The sequence below is a fragment of the Lacticaseibacillus suilingensis genome, assembly GCF_016861845.1.
Lineage (GTDB): Bacteria > Bacillota > Bacilli > Lactobacillales > Lactobacillaceae > Lacticaseibacillus > Lacticaseibacillus suilingensis.
The window spans coordinates 1-17,963 of the sequence record NZ_BOLV01000029.1; the positions used below are offsets into that span (position 1 = coordinate 1).

The following is a 17,963-nucleotide window of genomic DNA, read 5'->3' on the forward strand; positions in this document are numbered from 1 at the left end:
GTCAGCTCCGTATGGCATTGGCAGCACGTACCGTTTAGGTTTCTCAACCGTCCAGCCGTTGACGTAGGCGCGCATGAGGCGGTCTTCTGTACCAGGGCGTCCATCTACGTTGATACCGATGTACCACGCGGGGTTATGCTGTTTCTTAGCGCCTTCCAGCATCTCCGCTTCCGCCTCGCTCACCACGACCTTCGCCGTGGCCTCGGTTAGCGGAACCACGTGGCCGCCATATTCCGCAGCATTGTTCTCTGCTGCACTGCGGTCGTCCCATGTGAAGCCGCCATGCTCGAACCAGTCTGGCTCATTGGAGTAGATCTCGCACCCCAGCCACTCGCCTTTGTCGTTCTTCACTGCGTACATTTTCATTTCGATACCTCCGTTAATGTTTCGACCAAGTCCAGACCGTAGCCGCCCATGACCTCTCTCAATTCAAACTTGCTCCCCGGCCGCAGCTTCTGCATGAACTCAAGCACCGGCCATACCATCTCTGGCGGAATCAAGGCGTCTTCGTCGTCCACGTCAATGACTCGTTTGTCGCCAATCACGGGCTCCTGCGCGAGCTTTCCAGCAAGCCGGATAGCGGTTTGCAACGATTCCTCTTTAACCACGTTGCGCCTCCATTCGTTCTGCGATTTCGCCGACTTCGATACCAGTCAACACTTCGATGCACATAATCGCCGCCAGTGTGGTCATTACAATGCCTTGCCACGAATGCGACAGCATCATCGCGACCATTGTGGCGACTGCCGCCAGAGCTAACGTTGTTTTACATACCCTCATCATTTGTCCTCCACAGTGACACTGCCCCAGATAGCGATAACAGCTAGAGCTAACAGTACGATTGGTACCACGATGCTCATATAGAAGCCGATTTCGACAATCGCGATACCGATGAATATAATCGCTAGAATGCTAAGTATTTCGCTCATCGTCTCAACCCCATTCTGTATATTCTTGACCTGACCGTTTTAATCGGTACGTTCAGGGCAATCGCAATGTCTTGTGGCGATATTCCCGACATATAGTCGGTAACTAGCGTCTGTACCTGATCGCCGGTGAGTGCTGCTCTTGAACTTACAGGATGCTTGACGTTCGATGCGATCAATCGTGCTTTCTGTAGATGCTCATCATTGTCTGGCGTTTTTGCTAGGTCACCGTACTTGAGCTCGCACCAGTGAATGTTGTCGTACATCGCATCAATTCTTTCTTGTGTCATTGTCATAAGTGCACCACCATCATTGCTTCTGGATAAGTCAGATGTACCGACATACCCAAAGAACCTGATTCGCGCTGATAACGCTTTGCAAACTTGCTATTCATCCATTTGAAACATTCAGAGCGATATTGGCACTCTCGGTATACCGTGCCGGTGCTCACTCCAACCACTGCATAGTTCATTAGTTTTCCTCCAATAATTTCACCGCGTCCTCGGCACTGCGGCAGACACCGTAGATGACTGGATAGTTCTTAATCATCTCCGCAAAGCGCTTCTGATCTTCTCGCAGCCGACCGCGTTCGTTTTTGACTTCGACTAGAACCAGTTTGCCGTCGCTGTGGCGGAAACCCGTTAGGTCAGGCCAGCCGTTGGGCGGCCCAGCATCAAACATTCGTCCGTCCTTGGTGAATACTCGCCCGGTGTTGGTGCGAATGATGGTGCATCCATGTTGTGACAATGCCACACGTATCTGGTCCTGGATAATGTGCTCCAGTGTCATAGCTTTATAGCTTCGTGCTGAACAGTGTCAGCACCTTGAGCAGTTCGACTTCATCGCGGCCAACACCGTTGAACATCGTGTCGACCCGTGCCGCCAAGATAATTGACGCCTTGGCAATCACCTTGCCATTCTTGCCAACGACTACCCGTTGCTTTTTATCCGGCGTATCGCCTTCAAATTTGACTTGATAGCCTAGTGCTTCAACGTTTGTGACCAGTTGTTGAATTAATTCTTTGTGTTTTTCTGTCATGATTTCCTCCAAATAGGTGTAAACCGGATAGCTTGGTTTAACCCTAGCTGACTACCGTTTGTTCTTACTGCCACAACGGTTTAAGCGCTTGGTTTACACCGGTTACACCATTTTTCCCTTATATATAATTAATATATTTAAATTACTTATATTGAATTAAGGTGTAATCTCTGTAAACGAAGTAGTAGAAGCCTACAGAGAGTATGGTTTGAGGGTTTACACCTAGGTGTAAACTCGGTGCAAATGGTTTACACCTTTCGCCATCCGCGTTGAGCAACTCCGCGAACTTTTCTGAACCCAGCCTTCCAGTCTTTCCGGTTATCCATGATGTACTTAATCTTCTTGGCAACTCGCGGGTTCTTGACCAGATCACCAGCACCAATGTTCTTGGCAATCTCACCACTTGTGATAAAGTCGCCAGCCCACTTAGCCAGCACGCTTTCGATTTCTTCCTCGACTGCATCAACGTAAGTGAATTGGTCACGGTGAAGACTAAGTTGCATCTCTTGGTCATGTGTCAGCTCCGTGCTGAAACCAGACCGGTAAAGGCTCATTGCTTCACCCCAGATTTGCTGAACGATGTCAGGTGTTAAGTCCGTAACGGGGTGCTGCTTCTGCTGCTCCAAGTCTGCTAGCAAAGGTAAGAAGCGGCGCTCACCAGTTTTGTCCTTGAGATAGGTTGTTTCGTTAGTGGTGCGTGCCATGACAAAGCCCTTGTCGCGACGAATGGCCGTGTGACCGTATGCTGGTCTGAACTCTAGCTTGCGTGCCGAGATGAACTTTTTGAGTTCCTCGAATGTGGAGTTAGCTGTTGCAGCCATTTCGTCATCGTTGACGATCCACGCACGTAGCATCGTTGAGTAGTAGTCTTTGTCAGTGAAGTTTTGGAACTGGTCTGTGTACCAGCCAGCGCCAAGCCGTTCAAGCAAGGTTGTTTTACCAGCACCCTGTCCGCCGACTAGGTCGAGCACGTAGTCAAACTTTGCATCTGGTTCAAATGCCTTCATGCACGCCCCGACAAGCCACACACGCACGATCAGGTCATTGACCGGCGTTATCGCCACGCCCAGGAACGTATTCATGAACGTTTTTAGGCGTTCCTGCTTGTCCCACACATCGGCGGCATGCCGTAAGTAGTCCTGTACGGGGTTATAAGCGGCCTTCTGGGCGGTTGTCATGATGCCATTGGAAAGTGCCTGTGCACTGAATACGGCGTCCCATAAGTGCTCTAATTCGCCTGTGATGATGGCTGAATACATGTCGAGCATCTGGCCCTTCTTGATGTGCAATTCTGGAATATCTCGCAGCACTTCGACCTCCCATGTGAATTGGTTGTAGGCCAGTGCATTACGCAGTAGCGGGTCAAACTCGATGCCAAGCTGAACGTTCACAACGCTAGTGGTTTTGATGCCACCTTGCGCCGTCTTCTTGAAAGGTGGTGTCATGGCGGCGACTTTGGCTGATAGCTCATTCTGCTGGTCGGCGAGTTGGTTTAATGCTGAATTATCAATCGCCACTTCGCCGCCTCATTTCCTTTTTGACCATGCTGTTGAATGTCTTGTCGAACTCGTGGTCATCCAATGACTTAGGCGTGTTCTGGTTCGCCAGCATCGCCAGTGCATAGACTGCTTTGGCGTTGACGTTCCTGTATAGCAGTCCGCCAACGAATGCGGCAAGCGCCATGTTGCGGCCACCCGTTTCACCAAGGCCATTCACGACTTGCTCGAACAGCTCGGCTGTTTTGCTTCGCTGTCCAAGTTGGCGCTCGCGATCAGTGAGACTCATCTGCTCGAAGTCTGGTTCGTCATGACTGACCTGCTTCTTAACCGAGTAGATAGCATCGACTAGCCCTTGTGGCGCAAGCGTCATGTCTTCATCGTTCTGCCACTTGTAGCCGTTACTTGGCGCGGCAAGCACGTAGTTGTTCACGTGTGCTTTGACGTCTACACCAGGCAACCAGCCAATTACCTGTGTCATCTCTGAACCACGTGGCTTCTTGTAGAAGATTTGAATGCCACCGTGGCCAGTCTTCTGCATCAAAGTCGGCGGGAATAAATCGCGATGTTCTTTGCCGTATTCTTTGAATGATGCCTTGCCGTCTGCTCCGTCTTCGTGTTCATCAATATCAACAACAAAGAAGTCAACGGTTCGCAGTGCAATATTGGCGTTCGGGTGACGCCGCCATGCTCGTTTGATTTCTGCTGCGGTCATTGGCGGCCGGTCAGCGAACTCAACCAGTGGTGTTTTGTCACCAGCAGCGATTGGAAGCACGTAGTAACCAGCCTTCGCGTATGCTAGCGCATAGTTCACTAAGCTCTGCATTGTCTGACCTCCCTTCAATGATTAACGGGCTTCTCACCCCGCTCGAACGTCTAACGCTGTTGAATTGAAACCTAGAAAGGAATGTCATCATCACTAAGGGTGTCGGCCGCATTAGGTGCTGGTGTATTAGTCTGTGGCTGATTGCCGGTCATGCCACTTGGCAAGTCGTTGTCGTTGATCTGCATCGGTTCCGGTTGTTCCAAGGGTTCAAAGTCGTAATTCTTGTACGGGTACTGCGGGTTCTTTTTGTTTTCACGAACAGTCAGATGCATGAGCATCGTCTTACCAGCCTGACCATTGAAAGCGTCAACCAGCGTGTCGATGTTGTCCCAGTCGTCGTCCGTGAGTGTCAGGCCAATCGCATTAGCGAGGCGGGCGACCAACTGAATGTGGCCGTTCAGCACTGATGCTGGAATAGCCTTGCCATTTGCACTGGTTTCATCGAAGTTGAACATGGTACTGTCTTTACGCCCGGTGTAGTCACCGTCAAGCACGCTCACGCCAATACGGAGTCCGTCCCAGCCAGAGTTCTTAGAAACGAAGTGGCTCACGTCCTCCAAAATCACATCGTAGTCACCAGAAGGTAGGCTCTGATAGCCGCTGGATGGCTTGTCCTTTTGTGGGTCGAAATCCTGCATAGCCTGTGTTGCAATATCGCGTAAACTCATAATGTAATCTCTCCTTATTTGTTGGTTGTCTTAGCTGTGCGTGGGAACACCCCAGGCACGTTGTCCAAAATGTGCAAAATCTTCTGGTCAGTGATCTGGTCGCGAACATAGTCTTTCCGTTTATCCGTCATTGCTCGGCTGTAATTGTGACCAATGCGGCGGGTCCGAATGGTGATGTCTGAATTTCCGTTCACGATGTTGTACCACTTCGTTTTCAGGGCTGGCCGTTCAATGGTGTTGCCCTGTCCATCAAGACTTGAGTCATCAAGCCGACTAACAAACACCACGTTTAGTGGCAATGCCCGCAAGGTTAAAATCATCCCCGTGACAATTTGCTTTTGAAGTGCAAAGCCCTTGCCGTAACCCATATCGCCAAGCGTCTGCACTTTGTTTTCGGTGATGATTGCTTGCTCGATTAAGTCAACGGTATCTTCGATGGTGTCGATGACCACTGTTTCAAAACCCTTGTTGGCGGTTTGAAGCTCAAGCATCAGTTCATCAATCTGATCAATGACTGACGACTTGATGCTGCCGTCACGGTTCATCACGTTCTTGAGTTGAAAGTTTGGCAGACCCGCTTTCTCCGCATTGTCATCAGTGTTGATGAAGAACGGGTTTGGAAAACGTTCTGCAAGGTAGCTCTTGCCGCTCATGGTTGCGCCCCAGATGAAGAAGGTGCGTGGCGTGTCCATAGGTGGCTTGCGTTTGTTTTCTGGTAGTAGTCCCATTAGACTAATTTCCTTTCTTTAGCTTGGTGCCATGCCCAGCCCGGCTTATATTTGTGGGCTGTGGCATATAGTTGAAGCTCCTTCAAGCTGTTAAGCTCGAATGGTGTTTTGCCTGCAATCTGGGCGATTGCGTTTTGCCTTTGGATAGCATGGACACGTTCCAATCTCCGTTTGGTTGCTTTCTTGGCTTCCACCTCGACAAGGTCAACGTCAATGACTTTGGCTTCCTCTGGCGCTTCCTTTGGCAGTGGTGCGCCACAGAGTGGGCATAGGCCGTTCTTAACTTGCGTCACATAGAACGTGCCAAAACACGCTCGACAGGTCTGAATTTGTGGGCCAGTGGTCACACCGGCAGAAGACTTCTTGCCTTTGCCTTCCAGTGACCATTCGCGATCATCAGTTGGCAGACCAAAGCACTCATAGTTACCAACATGGTCTAGGATGATTGCCGTTTTGCCCTCACGCGGGTTCATCGCCCGCATAGCGAATTGCAGATATAACGCCAGTGACTGGGTTGGACGTAATTGAATAACACAGTCAACGTTTGGCAAGTCCAGCCCTTCGGTGAAAATCTCCACATTCGTCATCACAGTGATGTCACCGTTGCGGAACCGCTCAACCTCGGCCGCTCGTTCTGCTGCTGGAGTGGAACCGTCAACCTCAACCGCAGAGATGCCATTCTTGTTAAATTCATCAGCAAGGCGTTTAGCCGCCTGCACCGTGTGACAATAGGCGATTGCCTTCTTGCCATTAGCTCGCAGTTTGTATTGGTCAACCGCGTTACCATAAATGCGCTTAGACAATGCCTGGTCGATGGAGTCTTCGGTAAACTCGCCACGTTGACGCCGCAATAGACCAGTGTTGATGTCTGGCGGTGCAAAGTATTTGACTGGCGCCAGAAAGCCCATATTGATCAGGTCGGTGACTTGTAAACCTTGGATAAGGTCATCTGCCACCTCTGCCATGCCAGCCCCAGATAGGCGATAAGGTGTGGCTGTGAACATCAATGTGGTGGCGTCTGGGAAAGCTTCAACAACCGTCTTGTATGACTTGGCGAGTGCATGGTGCGCTTCGTCAATGATGATGACTTTGGGTGACACGTTTATGACGCTCGGACGCGTGCGACGTTTTTCGTGAGTATCACCAAGGCTTACCGAGGCGGCACCGTGACGGTTGTTTTTCCCCCGTTTCACTCGCCGCCAGAGTGTTTGCACCATGCCGACACGGCAGAGGCTCATTTCAACGCCCCACTTAACGAACGTTCGTTGCGTCTGCTCGACCAGCTCTTGACGGTGGACCACAACCAGCACACGATTACCTTTGGCGGTTGCCCGCTTGGCTATCTCGGCCATGATGACGGTCTTACCCGTGCGTGGCGGTTGCTGGACTACGATGCGCTTGTGCCCCGCTCGCAGTGATTTGTAGACGTTGTCGAGTGTGTCCTGCTGATAAGGCCGCAGGCTATTCGTCATCGTCCACAACTTCCAAATGCTCAATGGCAAATTCGACCATTGCCGCTACAACGTCTACACGCGGCACACCAGTTTCTTTAGACACCTGGTCAACCTTGGCCTTGGTTTCAGGGCTAACGTTGAGCATCATGTAGGACTTGCTCCGCGTCTGCTTACGAATGACAAACTTATCTGCCATTTACTTCACCCCCAGTGACACGTTTTCGACCAGCCGTGCGTTTGGTACCTCACGGCCAGATTGCAATGCTTTCTTCAAGTCGGCTTTGTTGACCGACAACGTGGTCTTAATGAACTCCGGCGGTAGCTTGTTCGGGTCTTCTGGAGCCTGCACGCTGACTGTCCGCCGAGTGTAGATGGTGAATAATGGTGTCTTGATGCGTTCGTTTCCTGTTTCCACCATTGCCTGCACTAGCCGTTGCTTAATCGTATTGGCGTTGTTCTTGAAGCTAGCTTTACGCTCTTGCAGGCGCTTGATTTCGGCATTAATCTCATCAACATCTGCTTCGATTGACTTGTAAACCTTGACGTAGCCGACAGCCTTGTCTTCAAAGTCCCCTTCGATGCTGTCCATCGTGTCAGCGATTAAAGCTGGATCAACGGTGTCGTCTTCTGCCAGTCGTTGCAGACTAGTCAATTTGTCAGTTAGGTCGTATAATGTGCTCATAGTATGGTTCCTTTCCTAGTCGTTGGCCTGCACGCCAGCGGCTTTTTTCGATTCCAACTGTTCGATGTACTCAACCATGTGGCTGAATGCGTCATATTCATTTGCGGCTCGTTGCATTTCGTCAATAGACTCACCGTCATTGATTAACGCGGCCATGCGGTCGGCGGCTTCGTTTTTTTGCTTGATTGCCTCTACATAGATTTCATTGGCAGATGCCATATAGATGTGTTCGTTCATTTCTGTTCACCTCCCTTCATGGTTTCTTGCATCTTCATCCACGCCAGCTTTTCTAGCCATTCGTAGCCTTTGCCACGGATAATCGCTAGGTTCCGAATACGGCGTAGGCGTTCATAAGTGCTAAGGCTCAAAATCAGTCGCCCCCAGTTCGTCGCGTGCGTAGTCTTCTAATTCATCTAGCAGAACCAGTTCACCGTGGAAGTCCAGATAGTCGCGGCTTTCATCTACCGGGTTACCCTTCCAGTCTTCGAGCGGCTCGTCTTCGCCTTCTGCTTCGTGCTGGCGTGATAACTCTCCCTCGCGGAAGTGGTCTCGTATCATTTCAGATACCCCCTCGGGTCTTTGATTATCAGCCCGGCCATGAAGGCCAGTAGCACTACTGGGATAGCGCGCGGGTGAGATAGAACGAACTCAATCACTTGCTGGATCATGCTGTTGCCTCCCTTGCAATGTTCCTGAACTCTTTCCGCATGAACTCGCTGAATGCCAGCGGTTCAAACCGCCAGCCCATCTGGCCATGGTAATTGAATGCGAACCCGTCAAGTTGTCGTTGGAACCGCGGCTGGTTGAGCACGTGTTCACTCAGCCACGTAGGTGTGACACCGTAGCGGTCTTGAACGTCCTTTGCTGACCACCAGCGGCGATAGTCGGGTTCGTGCTGCATACGTTCCGCAACCGCCTTATCGACCGCCGATTGGATCATCTCTGGTGGAATTGAGATTGTTGCTTGTGGCATGTATGTCACCTTCTTTGTGAGATAATTACCTCCGAAGGGAGGTGAAAAAATGAACAGTAGCAAAATTCAATCAATCTTGGACAAGCACAATGTGACGTTGTCCGAAGATTTAGTTGAAGCGATTGCTGAAATTGTCAAGGCGGCATCCACAGACCGTGACTTTGCGGAATCGGTGTCTAAGCAGATAGCCAGCAGACAACGTCAGATCAATCGTGCTCACGGTATTCGCTAGGCACGATGGGCAAGTCACTTGATGGCTTGCTTTTTCATTTGCGCGTAGATCCGTGCGTGTAGTTCATCGGTGAGGCCGTACTTGTCGTCTAGGTAGTCCAGAGCATCAAGTTCCTGCTGATAGGTATCGCTGGCTAACCGCAGTTGCAATTCGATGTTGTCCAGCTCAGCGGTGATGTTGTGAGTGAGCTGGTCAAATTCTTTGATAATATCTGGCTTCATGTTTTCGTCCCCTTTCAGGTGTTAGGCGTCCAGCAAATGCTTCTTGTAGATCTCACTGCTGACGTGGACATTCAGTCCAAATTTGTCCTTCACCGTCATCAACTCTACCGTGTCATCGAGAATTGGCTGCCGAGTGACAAGCATTGCTGGGGTCATGTCGGCCTTCTTGAGCATCTTTGAATATCCGTACTTGAGTGACGTTGCCTTGTTAGCAATCGTGTTGGCTTTGATGAAGCTCACTCGCTTAGGGTTTGCTAGTGCGTTGCTTAATGTCGCCATCTCCTGCTTCTGGTGCTCTTTGTCGAGCTGGCGGAAGATTTCAAATCCTTCAAGTCCGGACGCATCACGAAGCTGTTTGATGATACCGAAGACCCAACGCTTGAACTGCTTTGCCTCTGGTCGGCGGCTATTGAACACCGCGTCATAGATACCGAACTCGCTGATGATGATCATCTCTTGAGTACCACTGGGGGTACTCACTAGGTGAGCCCCCTTGTCGCTGTCTTCGACGTGACGCACCATGTTGAATGCGTCGCGATATCCTAGGGCGCTAGCGACATCTTTAGCTGCTGCCCACCACTCGCCTTCAACTTCCACGAAGCGAATTGCGCTTCCGTTCCATAGCTCTGTTTTCATGCTATGCCTCCTCTCTACGGTTTAACCGTACATTTTTGGCAAAACGAATATCACTGACCGGGATACCAGTCAAGTCCTCGATGATCTGAATTTGCCGAACGTCCGGGAAAGTCTTCCCTTGTTCATAGCTGCGGATCGTGACTTCCGATACGCCTAATGCCTTTGCCATTTGGCTTTGGGTTAGTCCGGCGTTGACGCGTGCTGCTTTCAACGTGATGCTCATTGGCTCACCTCCTCTTAACAAAAACAATCATACAACGGTTAAACCGTAGTTGCAAGTATTATTTACGGTTTTGCCGTATTTATTTTTCAAAACCGTTGAATCGGTTACGGCTTTGACGTATCATTACCTATAAAGGAGGCGGTTAAAATGTCAACTACAGACTTGGGCAACAAGAAGATTTTCTCAAACAACCTACAAACGTTCATTGATCGTCAAAACTTGACCGTCCCACAGCTTGCCGAAAAATTAGGTATAAAATACACAACCTTCCGTGACTGGGTAAAAGGCAACACCTACCCACGAATTGACAAAATCGAGCTGTTGGCAGACTATTTTGGCGTTAAGAAGTCAGCACTGGTTGAGCACCACGATAACGGTGTTCCTCTCCCCATCCACAGCTACCCTTACATCCCTGCTGCAATTTCTGCGGGTACCCCTGCCACTGTGGATGCAATCACCCCTGACCAGCTCGAACAGGTAGCAATTCCAGATGCTGTTATGGGTAAGTGGGCTGGGCACTCTGACATCTCACTCATGCGGGCCAACGGCGACAGCATGAACCGCGTCATTCCAAACGGCTCACTGATTGGCGTTCGTAAGGTTGATGAAATAAGCGACCTCAAGAATGGCGACATTGTTGTTTTCGACTGTGACGGTGAGTATGCGGTGAAGCGTTTCTTCAACGACAAGCAGAACCGCACCTATATCTTCCAGCCTGACTCTGATCGTGACGGTTTCTTCCCCGTCACCCACAGCTATGATGACGAAGACTTGGTGGCAATCGTTGGTAAAGTAGTGATGTATGTAGTCGAGTTAAGCTAAAAAATTGGAGGAAAAACAATGGAGCGTACATTTGTAAGTAAGCACGGTGGCAGAACCGAGATTAAGATTGATGACTTCGGCATTACCATTCACCGCAAAGGTTTCATGAATGCGGTCAATCAAGGGCTGAAAGGTGACAAAACCATTCCATACAGCAGCATCAGTGCTGTTCAGCTCAAGAAGCCTGGGCTTACCAACGGCTACATTCAATTCTCTGTTATGGGTGGTAATGAATCCCGTGGTGGCGTATTTGCTGCCACTAAAGACGAAAACACGGTCATGTTTGCGGGCAAGAAAACCACGCAAGAAATGGAAGAATTGAAGCAGATTGTTGAAGACAAAATTCGCGAACTTCACCAGCCTCAACAGCAATCCGCAGCTCAACCCGTGAGTGATCTCGACCAGCTAAAGAAACTTAAAGAACTGCTAGATGCTGGCATTGTGACTCAAGAAGAATTTGACGCCAAGAAAGCTCAAATACTTAATCTGTAAACTAAAAAAAGCGCCTGTCCCCTAACCTTGGCCGGTAAGGACAGACGCAACAGACAAACAGCACCACGAGTGCGCTCTTTGCGTACTCCAGTATAGCATATGGAGGTAATGGCATGGCATCAGTTTTCAAACGAGGGAAGACTTGGACCTATCGAGCCTCATACCTGGATGAACAAGGCGTCAGGCACCAGCCAACCAAGGGTGGTTATCGCACGAAAGCCCTAGCGTTGGCGGCCGCAAATGAGCTGGAGGTGAGCAAGCTCAAGGGCGCCGATTTGACTGGCGCGACCGTCACTTTGATTGGTTACTATGACCAGTGGCTGAAAACGTACAAGGTCGGCAAGCACAGCCAAGTAACGGAGTCACGTTACCCCACCATTCGCCGTGCACTGGTTGAATATTTTGGCGAAGACATGCCGCTCAAAGACATCACGCGCACCAGCTGGCAGTCCTTCATCAACGCCTATGCCGCCGGCACGATCACGCCACGCAACCCGAAGAAACCACAACCACGCTCCCGGGACACCGTGTCAAAACTAAACGGCTACGTCCACAGTATGGCAGAGAGTGCAATTGCTGACCGCATCATCTACACCAATTTTGCCGCTGGCTACGTGAACCCAGGGACGGCTCCGCTCAATCAATCGCTCAAGTACCTTGAAGCTGACCAATTCACCGCCCTACTCCACTACTGTCAAGAACATGCCAAGCTAACCAGAATGTACTTATACTGCATCGCAACAGCTATTCTAACCGGGTGCCGAGCGTCTGAGATAATTGCGCTTCAATGGTCAGACATCGACTTTGAGCACCACATCATCCACGTCACAAAGTCTTGGGACTACGTATACGGGACTGGTTTCAAGCCCACTAAAACGCCCTCCGGTGTGCGGGATATTGACGTGCCAGCGGAGTTGACAGACATGCTCCAGCGTCTCCGCACAGAGCAGTCTGCGTATTATATGCGCACGGGGTATCGTGATGAGTTAGATCTAGTATTCCGAAATAATCGCCATGACGTACCCGGCGATGCTGCTTTGAACCACGGGTTGAAACGCGTAGAGGTAGAGCTAGGTTTTGAGAAGCCCATCACCTTCCACGGACTGCGCCATACGCACGTCAGTTATCTTCTATCGAAAGGCGTAGACATCGCGTATATCTCACACCGCCTCGGTCACTCCGACATTACAATAACGCTTCGCGTCTATCAGCACTTGCTCAAGTCACACGAGGTAGCGCAGGCCGAACATACCGTCAACGTTTTGTCGGCATTGAGTGCACAATGAGTGCACATCAAGCTCAGTAAACGCTGGTGTATCAACACCGACTAATCCCGTACTCTCCTTCAGTAACAGCTATGCCGCGGCCCGCAAAGGCCGCGGCTTTTTGTTTGCAAAGAAAATTGATATAGAAATTGTGAGATAATCAACAGTCCATCTACCTCAGACGCAAATAGTTCGCACCCAGCACTAATATTTCCAATTAAAACGTGTTGGCTAGACTTCAGGTTGTGGCATTGGTCTAGCCCCTATTAATAACCCATATAAAAATAGATATGGCCCCACATTCCCCTTGAATCCATAACAGACGCCACTGTACACGGATTAAATAACACGCATATCATTAATTAATACCATAACATCCATTCTTTAAATATAGGTAGAATATTATGTTGATAATTAGATTTTCGAGTGGTATGCTTTCAGGGTAAGTTAGTCAATGAGCAAGGGGGCATCTACCATGTTAACTACCGAATACATTCAGTGCGTCAATCAGGAACTCGAACGTTTGCTTGTTTTTGAAACCGTATTCAAAGAATACGCGCACACATGTCGGAACATCGAGAAAGGCAACTGCCTGGCCAGCGAAAGCTTCTCCAATATTCGTCTCTACTTCTCCAAAAACATCATCCGCTTTGATCGCTTCGTGCAGCAATGCGCGAAGGTCACGGCGCCGTCTGGGTATGAACGATTCAATAACACCCTCATCGACGGCCTCAAAGGGATCCGCAAAGCAGTCTTAGCGATTCTGGGTGCCATTGAGCCTGATCATATGGATCACGAGCAATTCGAGGATGGTTTGGAAGCCCAAAAAGCGGCCCGGGCCGAAATCGATCATGCTTTCGAAGAAATCAATGTGCCTGCATTCTAACGTAATCAAATAGCCGGCTGTCCTCGCAGTATTGCGAAGGCAGTCGGCTTTGCTATGTCTCTATGTCTTTATTTGTTAGCCTCTTCAGGCAACAAAATCGTCTGATTTTCGCCGTCATCATAGGCCATGATGGTTTTGGGAAAGCTATCGTCGTAATCGAATGGCAGATCAACGGCAATTTGGGTGTCATGCCCTTTCTCGGAAAAGGCCATGGTCAACTTGCCCTTGGTGTTGAGCAAGTCGAATTGCAGCAAGTGCCCCAGTGGCACCACGCCAGCCAAATCTTGGTCAATGATCATCCAGACACTGTCAATGATCTCTCCTGGCAGCTTCGAGATTACACCGTAAGTCGCAAAACGGCTTTCGTTGGTTGAAAACATGCTATCCCTCCTGTTCTGCCAAGCTGGTGATGGCAGCGAACTTGGCGTTAACCGCCTTGGCCAACGCTTTCGGCGCCAAGCCGACCGAGCGGCCGATTTTACCTGCCGACACGATGATTTCCGGTTCTTTCAGCGCTTCTTCGCCGATAAAAATCGGATACTTGTGGCGGGCATGAATGCCGATCGGGGTATTAGCGCCGTGCTCATAACCAGTGGTTTGTTCCAGATCTTTTAACGGTATCATGCCGACTTTTTTGTTGCCAGACACCGCACTGAGCTTTTTGTAGTCAATGTGGCGATCCAGCGGCACCACGCCAATGAGCGGGCCGGTTTTGTTGCCCGTCAGCGCCAAGGTCTTGTAGATGCGATGCTCAGGCACGGCCAAATGATCGACCGTCAGCTGCGCTACATCCCCTGCCTCATGGGTCGGGAACTCATAGGGCGTGTAAGCAATGTTTTGCTTATCGAGCATCTTTTCGACTAAGGTTTTGTCTTCTTTTTTCTTTTTACTCATCGCTTGCCTCCGTTTTCAAGAGTCAACTTCTGCAAGCAGCGCCGCGATTAAGCGCCTTTGTAGGAGGTCAACGTCAGCATATCATAGTCCTTGATCTTATCGCGACCATGCAAGTCTTCAAGTTCGACGATGAAGGCCGTGCCGACCACAATACCGCCAAGCTTCTCAACGAGCTCGATGGTCGCCGAAATCGTGCCCCCGGTGGCGAGCAAATCATCCACCACCAGCACCCGCTGGCCTGGCTTGACCGCGTCCTTGTGCAGGTACAAGGTTTCAGAACCGTACTCCAAGTCATAGCTGGCACTCACGGTTTCGCGAGGCAGCTTGCCTTTTTTCCGGGCTGGGGCAAACCCGACCCCGAGCTTATAGGCGACTGGGCAGCCGACAATGAAACCGCGGGCTTCCGGGCCGACCACCATTTCAACGCGCTTGTCCTTGGCATAAGCCACCAGTTCGTCTGTTGCCGCAGCGTAGGCCTTGCCGTCCGCCATCAGCGGGGAAATGTCGCGAAAAATGATGCCGGGTTCGGGAAAATCTGGCACATTTGCAATGTAGTCTTTATAGTTGATCGTCATGGGTCTATTCCTCATTTCTTGCCAAGCAGCCGCGCTTCAAGCGCACTGCGGCTGTCACTTTGCAGCTCATGGGCCAGCGTCAAAAACGCCGCCTGCTGCTGATAGATATGCGCCTGGGTCAACGGCTGTTTGACCGGATTAGGCGTCACGTCGATTTGCGCACCATCTATTTTAACAAATCCGAGTTCAAAAAACACCTGTACTGCTAAGATTGCCTGTTGCGTCGTCACATGCACGGCTTGCGCTAATGCGGGCAAATGATGCTTATCAAACCCAGCATGCGCACTCAGGTAATGGAGCACCCGGCCGCATTCTTCACGATTGGGCAGCGCCACCAAACTGGCGGCTGGCGCAGTGAAAATCACTCGGACTGGCAGGGTCAGATTAGCCATCAAGGCCGCCAAGTGTGCTTCATCTGGCGGCAGGTCCACCAGCACCGCATTGGCGGTGGCAGCGGCCACGTTCTCAGCCAGCACCACCGGCCCGCCAAACATATACTGCTGGGTCATGCGCTGCTTGAGGCGGCCATCAAAGAAGATATAAGTGAAAGCCCCGCGGAATTGTTCTGCGCTGGGCTGCGGCAGGCGCAGATCAATGATGGCTGGCGTCTGCAGTTGCCAATCGCATAGCCGTAGTTGCAAGCTGGTGCGGTTTTGCCAGGTGTTGGCATCCATGCGCACGGCGAGTTTCACCTGACTGGCACTTTCCAGCGCCGCCGCTTGGTCGCCAAACCCGAAGCCCACGACATTCGTGCCATCAGCGGCAAAGCGCAGATGATCATTGGTCTTACCCATTTGGCGGACGGAATTAATCGTTTGCGGCAGCAGGCTAAAAGTAGGTTCTTCATTGCCCGGCCCAAATGGCGCCAGCTGACGCATCAGCTGATAGTTGGCTAGCGTCAAATCCTCCGGTTCCAGTCGGGCATTAATCGTCAGGGTTGGCTTGGCAATCGTGCCTAGGCTGGCCGCCGCCTTTTCCATCGCCGCGTGCAGGGCAGGAATATTCGCCACGGGCATCGTGAGTCCTGCGGCCATGGCATGGCCGCCAAAATGCGTCATTTGGTCGCGCGCCGCATCCAAGGCCTTGAACAGGTTATACGCGGCAATCGAGCGCCCTGAACCTTTGGCGCTTTGCCCATCTTTACCAATGTTCAACACCAAGGTCGGCTTGCCGGTGGCTTCGACAATTCGACTAGCCACGATTCCAAGTACCCCTTCATGCCAGCCTTGATGCGCGATGATCAGGGTCTTAGCGGCCTGGTTTTCCGGGCTTTGCGCCATGGTCAACGCCTCGTCAGCGATTTTAGCCACCAAGGCCTGACGCTGGGCGTTAAGGTCATTGACATTTGCTGCGAGCTTATCGGCCTCTTCTTCATCAAAGGTGGTGAGCAACGTGACCCCAGGATTGGCATCCCCTAGCCGACCCAAGGCATTCAGGCGGGGGCCAATGCCAAAACCAATGCTGGTTTCATCCACCGTCGCCGGGTCGATTTGAGCCGCTTTGAGCAAAGCGTTCAGCCCCACCCGCTGCTGAGTGTGAATTGACTGCAACCCCATTTGCACAATCAATCGGTTTTCATCGGTCAGGCTCACAATATCGGCCACCGTGCCCAGCGCTGCCAAGTCGATGCTATCGGTGGCGGGTTCACCGAGCAGTGCACTGGCGACTTTAAAGGCCACCCCTGCGCCGGATAGATCGCCAAAAGGATAATGACCATCGGGATGGCGTGGGTGCACCACGGCCACCGCGTGCGGCAATTGCTGAGGCAACTCATGGTGATCCGTGACTACCACATCCATCCCCTGCGCCATCGCAGCATCAATCACCGCGGCGCCGCTGACGCCGTTATCAACCGTAATCACCAGTTGGGTGCCATTTTTGCGCAGGTAATCATAGACTGCTTGATTAGGACCGTAACCATCAGCAAAGCGGTCAGGAATGAAGGCCTCCGGTTCGGCGCCCAGCGCCTCCAAAGTTTCCTTCATGATCGACGTGGAGGTCAAACCATCAACGTCATAGTCCCCATAAATCGTGATTTTTTCCTGATTGGTAATCGCTGCCTGGATCCGGGCCACGGCTTTATCCATATCATGCAGGTCAAACGGATCGTGCAACCGGCTCAAATCAGGCTGGCAAAAAGCGTCAAATGCCGCCTGGTCCGTAATGCCGCGCTGAATGAGGAGCCGCGCCAAAAACGGCGGTACCGATAACGTGCTCGCCACTGCCTGAATTTCGTCTGTTGCGGGCTGCGCCGCCTCTTGCCACTGGTAATGTGCCATCATCGTCTTCCTTTCTAACCGCAATAGTATATCAGACTTTGCCGCGCGATGGCGGGCGACATTTTGGAAACGGAAGATGAAAGCGTGGTATAATAGCTTTGTTGTCAGAATCTCAGCCCAACTTCGATCAGCGACTGAAACGAAATGGAGAGAATAATATGGCAGAAGAAACAGTTAAAAAGGCAGTTAAAGTGGTTGTCGACATCCCTGATGCAGACCTGCAAATCGCGGAAAAAGCGATGAACGATCAGAGCTTTGTCACCCCGAAGGAATTGCCTCAGCTCACCAACATCGATTACGCCCGCTCGCTTGCCGCGGCATTGACCAAAGCGCGGGAAGGCAAAGCCGAGGAAGGCTACATCTACAGTGAAGAATTCGACTTTGCTGGCGGTGAAATCGAGAACGTGGTCTGGAATATGGACACCATCAAGACCCGCGACGATGCTAAGCGTGCCTTAGCTAAGCATATGGGCTTGACCATGCCGACAGAAACCCTGTCCGCAGCCGACAAGGAAACCTTCTAATTCTACCTTCGAACGTCTGCCGCCCTGGCAGGCGTCTTTTTTTGCGCTTGAATTTACAATTGAAGTGGAACATCAAATAAAAAGACTGGCCCACTAGGAGACAGCGTAGAATGTTGTTTGTC

Annotated in this window: 29 protein-coding genes and 1 pseudogene; 6 read left to right on the top strand and 24 right to left on the bottom strand. The window is 51.1% G+C overall.

From position 1 onward, the window contains the following. The 17 genes and pseudogenes from JUF11_RS12065 to JUF11_RS12145 all read right to left on the bottom strand — a co-directional run. Positions 1–366: pseudogene (locus JUF11_RS12065) on the bottom strand (DUF1642 domain-containing protein); the annotation flags it as partial. After that, positions 363–608, bottom strand: coding sequence for a hypothetical protein (locus JUF11_RS12070; protein WP_204119795.1), 246 nt, complete (start codon positions 606–608; stop codon positions 363–365). The gene JUF11_RS12070 and the pseudogene JUF11_RS12065, both read right to left, overlap by 4 nt. Further along, positions 601–780, bottom strand: coding sequence for a hypothetical protein (locus tag JUF11_RS12075; protein WP_204119796.1), 180 nt, complete (start codon positions 778–780; stop codon positions 601–603). Before JUF11_RS12075 ends, JUF11_RS12070 begins: the two co-directional genes overlap by 8 nt. 145 nt (positions 781–925) lie before the next feature. Further along, positions 926–1,222 carry a hypothetical protein gene (locus JUF11_RS12080; protein WP_204119797.1) on the bottom strand — a complete coding sequence of 99 codons (297 nt, stop codon included), beginning with the start codon at positions 1,220–1,222 and terminating at the stop codon, positions 926–928. Beyond that, entirely contained in the window at positions 1,219–1,398 is a 180-nt protein-coding gene (locus tag JUF11_RS12085) for a hypothetical protein (RefSeq protein ID WP_204119798.1), read from the bottom strand. Before JUF11_RS12085 ends, JUF11_RS12080 begins: the two co-directional genes overlap by 4 nt. After that, positions 1,398–1,715, bottom strand: a complete 318-nt coding sequence (locus JUF11_RS12090; RefSeq protein WP_204119799.1) for a VRR-NUC domain-containing protein — start codon at positions 1,713–1,715, stop codon at positions 1,398–1,400. The genes JUF11_RS12085 and JUF11_RS12090 overlap by 1 nt, the downstream gene beginning before the upstream one ends. A gap of 4 nt (positions 1,716–1,719) precedes the next feature. Continuing rightward, on the bottom strand, positions 1,720–1,965 hold the full coding sequence (locus tag JUF11_RS12095) for a hypothetical protein (RefSeq protein ID WP_204119800.1): 246 nt from the start codon (positions 1,963–1,965) through the stop codon (positions 1,720–1,722). A 248-nt stretch (positions 1,966–2,213) separates the two neighbouring features. Next, positions 2,214–3,482, bottom strand: coding sequence for a VapE domain-containing protein (locus tag JUF11_RS12100; protein ID WP_236000595.1), 1,269 nt, complete (start codon positions 3,480–3,482; stop codon positions 2,214–2,216). Further along, the gene (locus tag JUF11_RS12105) at positions 3,472–4,287 is read right to left on the bottom strand and encodes a bifunctional DNA primase/polymerase (RefSeq protein WP_204119801.1); all 816 of its coding nucleotides are present in this window, start codon (positions 4,285–4,287) and stop codon (positions 3,472–3,474) included. The genes JUF11_RS12100 and JUF11_RS12105 overlap by 11 nt, the downstream gene beginning before the upstream one ends. Positions 4,288–4,358: 71 nt before the next feature. Beyond that, complete coding sequence (locus tag JUF11_RS12110) at positions 4,359–4,955, bottom strand: DUF669 domain-containing protein (RefSeq protein WP_236000600.1); 597 nt, start codon at positions 4,953–4,955, stop codon at positions 4,359–4,361. A gap of 14 nt (positions 4,956–4,969) precedes the next feature. Continuing rightward, entirely contained in the window at positions 4,970–5,683 is a 714-nt protein-coding gene (locus tag JUF11_RS12115) for an AAA family ATPase (protein WP_204119802.1), read from the bottom strand. Continuing rightward, positions 5,683–7,155 (bottom strand): DEAD/DEAH box helicase, encoded by a 1,473-nt coding sequence (locus JUF11_RS12120; RefSeq protein WP_204119803.1) that lies wholly within the window; start codon positions 7,153–7,155, stop codon positions 5,683–5,685. The genes JUF11_RS12115 and JUF11_RS12120 overlap by 1 nt, the downstream gene beginning before the upstream one ends. After that, the gene (locus JUF11_RS12125) at positions 7,145–7,333 is read right to left on the bottom strand and encodes a hypothetical protein (RefSeq protein WP_204119804.1); all 189 of its coding nucleotides are present in this window, start codon (positions 7,331–7,333) and stop codon (positions 7,145–7,147) included. Before JUF11_RS12125 ends, JUF11_RS12120 begins: the two co-directional genes overlap by 11 nt. Further along, on the bottom strand, positions 7,334–7,819 hold the full coding sequence (locus JUF11_RS12130; protein ID WP_204119805.1) for a siphovirus Gp157 family protein: 486 nt from the start codon (positions 7,817–7,819) through the stop codon (positions 7,334–7,336). It lies immediately after the preceding gene. 15 nt (positions 7,820–7,834) lie between these two features. Continuing rightward, a complete protein-coding gene (locus JUF11_RS12135) occupies positions 7,835–8,056 on the bottom strand; it encodes a hypothetical protein (protein WP_204119806.1) in 222 nt (73 codons plus the stop codon). A gap of 120 nt (positions 8,057–8,176) precedes the next feature. Continuing rightward, positions 8,177–8,377 carry a hypothetical protein gene (locus JUF11_RS12140; protein ID WP_204119807.1) on the bottom strand — a complete coding sequence of 67 codons (201 nt, stop codon included), beginning with the start codon at positions 8,375–8,377 and terminating at the stop codon, positions 8,177–8,179. Between the two features lie 106 nt (positions 8,378–8,483). Beyond that, positions 8,484–8,792 carry a DUF771 domain-containing protein gene (locus JUF11_RS12145; RefSeq protein WP_204119808.1) on the bottom strand — a complete coding sequence of 103 codons (309 nt, stop codon included), beginning with the start codon at positions 8,790–8,792 and terminating at the stop codon, positions 8,484–8,486. 49 nt (positions 8,793–8,841) lie between these two features. Here JUF11_RS12145 and JUF11_RS12150 point away from each other — a divergent pair, with 49 nt between their 5' ends. Continuing rightward, positions 8,842–9,024 carry a hypothetical protein gene (locus JUF11_RS12150; RefSeq protein WP_204119809.1) on the top strand — a complete coding sequence of 61 codons (183 nt, stop codon included), beginning with the start codon at positions 8,842–8,844 and terminating at the stop codon, positions 9,022–9,024. Between the two features lie 14 nt (positions 9,025–9,038). On the opposite strand, the gene JUF11_RS12155 is transcribed toward JUF11_RS12150, so the two are convergent. From JUF11_RS12155 to JUF11_RS12165, 3 genes are read right to left on the bottom strand one after another with little or no spacing between them, the layout of a single operon-like run. After that, the gene (locus JUF11_RS12155) at positions 9,039–9,245 is read right to left on the bottom strand and encodes a hypothetical protein (protein WP_204119810.1); all 207 of its coding nucleotides are present in this window, start codon (positions 9,243–9,245) and stop codon (positions 9,039–9,041) included. Positions 9,246–9,266: 21 nt separating this feature from the next. Then, positions 9,267–9,881, bottom strand: coding sequence for a BRO-N domain-containing protein (locus JUF11_RS12160; RefSeq protein ID WP_204119811.1), 615 nt, complete (start codon positions 9,879–9,881; stop codon positions 9,267–9,269). A gap of 1 nt (position 9,882) precedes the next feature. After that, the gene (locus JUF11_RS12165) at positions 9,883–10,104 is read right to left on the bottom strand and encodes a helix-turn-helix transcriptional regulator (protein WP_204119812.1); all 222 of its coding nucleotides are present in this window, start codon (positions 10,102–10,104) and stop codon (positions 9,883–9,885) included. Positions 10,105–10,251: 147 nt separating this feature from the next. Here JUF11_RS12165 and JUF11_RS12170 point away from each other — a divergent pair, with 147 nt between their 5' ends. The 4 genes from JUF11_RS12170 (at position 10,252) to JUF11_RS12185 (ending at position 13,569) form a co-directional block, all read left to right on the top strand. Next, positions 10,252–10,926 (top strand): LexA family transcriptional regulator, encoded by a 675-nt coding sequence (locus tag JUF11_RS12170; RefSeq protein WP_204119813.1) that lies wholly within the window; start codon positions 10,252–10,254, stop codon positions 10,924–10,926. 18 nt (positions 10,927–10,944) lie between these two features. Next, the gene (locus tag JUF11_RS12175) at positions 10,945–11,418 is read left to right on the top strand and encodes a DUF4429 domain-containing protein (RefSeq protein WP_204119814.1); all 474 of its coding nucleotides are present in this window, start codon (positions 10,945–10,947) and stop codon (positions 11,416–11,418) included. A gap of 113 nt (positions 11,419–11,531) precedes the next feature. After that, on the top strand, positions 11,532–12,704 hold the full coding sequence (locus JUF11_RS12180) for a site-specific integrase (RefSeq protein WP_204119815.1): 1,173 nt from the start codon (positions 11,532–11,534) through the stop codon (positions 12,702–12,704). A 454-nt stretch (positions 12,705–13,158) separates the two neighbouring features. Further along, the gene (locus JUF11_RS12185) at positions 13,159–13,569 is read left to right on the top strand and encodes a hypothetical protein (protein ID WP_204119816.1); all 411 of its coding nucleotides are present in this window, start codon (positions 13,159–13,161) and stop codon (positions 13,567–13,569) included. A 68-nt stretch (positions 13,570–13,637) separates the two neighbouring features. On the opposite strand, the gene JUF11_RS12190 is transcribed toward JUF11_RS12185, so the two are convergent. Genes JUF11_RS12190 through recJ form a run of 4 tightly spaced genes read right to left on the bottom strand, consistent with a single transcriptional unit; the run spans position 13,638 to position 17,317 of the window. Continuing rightward, positions 13,638–13,949: a DUF960 domain-containing protein gene (locus JUF11_RS12190; protein ID WP_125579137.1), complete on the bottom strand. Its 312-nt coding sequence runs from the start codon at positions 13,947–13,949 to the stop codon at positions 13,638–13,640. Position 13,950: 1 nt separating this feature from the next. Then, a complete protein-coding gene (gene ybaK, locus JUF11_RS12195; protein WP_204119817.1) occupies positions 13,951–14,463 on the bottom strand; it encodes a Cys-tRNA(Pro) deacylase in 513 nt (170 codons plus the stop codon). A gap of 47 nt (positions 14,464–14,510) precedes the next feature. Beyond that, positions 14,511–15,038, bottom strand: coding sequence for an adenine phosphoribosyltransferase (locus JUF11_RS12200; RefSeq protein ID WP_125579139.1), 528 nt, complete (start codon positions 15,036–15,038; stop codon positions 14,511–14,513). An 11-nt stretch (positions 15,039–15,049) separates the two neighbouring features. Beyond that, positions 15,050–17,317, bottom strand: coding sequence for a single-stranded-DNA-specific exonuclease RecJ (recJ, locus tag JUF11_RS12205; protein WP_204119818.1), 2,268 nt, complete (start codon positions 17,315–17,317; stop codon positions 15,050–15,052). Positions 17,318–17,475: 158 nt separating this feature from the next. Here recJ and JUF11_RS12210 point away from each other — a divergent pair, with 158 nt between their 5' ends. Continuing rightward, the gene (locus JUF11_RS12210; RefSeq protein WP_125579140.1) at positions 17,476–17,841 is read left to right on the top strand and encodes a hypothetical protein; all 366 of its coding nucleotides are present in this window, start codon (positions 17,476–17,478) and stop codon (positions 17,839–17,841) included. Positions 17,842–17,963 lie beyond the last annotated feature (122 nt).

Bases quoted from the DNA above. Each gene is read 5' to 3' on its own strand.
- JUF11_RS12135 (WP_204119806.1), bottom strand. From the start codon at position 8,056: ATGAACGAACACATCTATATGGCATCTGCCAATGAAATCTATGTAGAG.
- JUF11_RS12160 (WP_204119811.1), bottom strand. From the start codon at position 9,881: ATGAAAACAGAGCTATGGAACGGAAGCGCAATTCGCTTCGTGGAAGTT.
- JUF11_RS12130 (WP_204119805.1), bottom strand. From the start codon at position 7,819: ATGAGCACATTATACGACCTAACTGACAAATTGACTAGTCTGCAACGA.
- JUF11_RS12080 (WP_204119797.1), bottom strand. From the start codon at position 1,222: ATGACAATGACACAAGAAAGAATTGATGCGATGTACGACAACATTCAC.
- JUF11_RS12155 (WP_204119810.1), bottom strand. From the start codon at position 9,245: ATGAAGCCAGATATTATCAAAGAATTTGACCAGCTCACTCACAACATC.
- JUF11_RS12085 (WP_204119798.1), bottom strand. From the start codon at position 1,398: ATGAACTATGCAGTGGTTGGAGTGAGCACCGGCACGGTATACCGAGAG.
- JUF11_RS12095 (WP_204119800.1), bottom strand. From the start codon at position 1,965: ATGACAGAAAAACACAAAGAATTAATTCAACAACTGGTCACAAACGTT.
- JUF11_RS12120 (WP_204119803.1), bottom strand. From the start codon at position 7,155: ATGACGAATAGCCTGCGGCCTTATCAGCAGGACACACTCGACAACGTC.
- JUF11_RS12115 (WP_204119802.1), bottom strand. From the start codon at position 5,683: ATGGGACTACTACCAGAAAACAAACGCAAGCCACCTATGGACACGCCA.
- JUF11_RS12200 (WP_125579139.1), bottom strand. From the start codon at position 15,038: ATGACGATCAACTATAAAGACTACATTGCAAATGTGCCAGATTTTCCC.
- JUF11_RS12165 (WP_204119812.1), bottom strand. From the start codon at position 10,104: ATGAGCATCACGTTGAAAGCAGCACGCGTCAACGCCGGACTAACCCAA.
- JUF11_RS12180 (WP_204119815.1), top strand. From the start codon at position 11,532: ATGGCATCAGTTTTCAAACGAGGGAAGACTTGGACCTATCGAGCCTCA.
- JUF11_RS12190 (WP_125579137.1), bottom strand. From the start codon at position 13,949: ATGTTTTCAACCAACGAAAGCCGTTTTGCGACTTACGGTGTAATCTCG.
- JUF11_RS12105 (WP_204119801.1), bottom strand. From the start codon at position 4,287: ATGCAGAGCTTAGTGAACTATGCGCTAGCATACGCGAAGGCTGGTTAC.
- JUF11_RS12175 (WP_204119814.1), top strand. From the start codon at position 10,945: ATGGAGCGTACATTTGTAAGTAAGCACGGTGGCAGAACCGAGATTAAG.
- ybaK (WP_204119817.1), bottom strand. From the start codon at position 14,463: ATGAGTAAAAAGAAAAAAGAAGACAAAACCTTAGTCGAAAAGATGCTC.
- JUF11_RS12075 (WP_204119796.1), bottom strand. From the start codon at position 780: ATGAGGGTATGTAAAACAACGTTAGCTCTGGCGGCAGTCGCCACAATG.
- JUF11_RS12170 (WP_204119813.1), top strand. From the start codon at position 10,252: ATGTCAACTACAGACTTGGGCAACAAGAAGATTTTCTCAAACAACCTA.
- JUF11_RS12150 (WP_204119809.1), top strand. From the start codon at position 8,842: ATGAACAGTAGCAAAATTCAATCAATCTTGGACAAGCACAATGTGACG.
- recJ (WP_204119818.1), bottom strand. From the start codon at position 17,317: ATGGCACATTACCAGTGGCAAGAGGCGGCGCAGCCCGCAACAGACGAA.
- JUF11_RS12145 (WP_204119808.1), bottom strand. From the start codon at position 8,792: ATGCCACAAGCAACAATCTCAATTCCACCAGAGATGATCCAATCGGCG.
- JUF11_RS12110 (WP_236000600.1), bottom strand. From the start codon at position 4,955: ATGAGTTTACGCGATATTGCAACACAGGCTATGCAGGATTTCGACCCA.
- JUF11_RS12090 (WP_204119799.1), bottom strand. From the start codon at position 1,715: ATGACACTGGAGCACATTATCCAGGACCAGATACGTGTGGCATTGTCA.
- JUF11_RS12125 (WP_204119804.1), bottom strand. From the start codon at position 7,333: ATGGCAGATAAGTTTGTCATTCGTAAGCAGACGCGGAGCAAGTCCTAC.
- JUF11_RS12210 (WP_125579140.1), top strand. From the start codon at position 17,476: ATGGCAGAAGAAACAGTTAAAAAGGCAGTTAAAGTGGTTGTCGACATC.
- JUF11_RS12140 (WP_204119807.1), bottom strand. From the start codon at position 8,377: ATGATACGAGACCACTTCCGCGAGGGAGAGTTATCACGCCAGCACGAA.
- JUF11_RS12185 (WP_204119816.1), top strand. From the start codon at position 13,159: ATGTTAACTACCGAATACATTCAGTGCGTCAATCAGGAACTCGAACGT.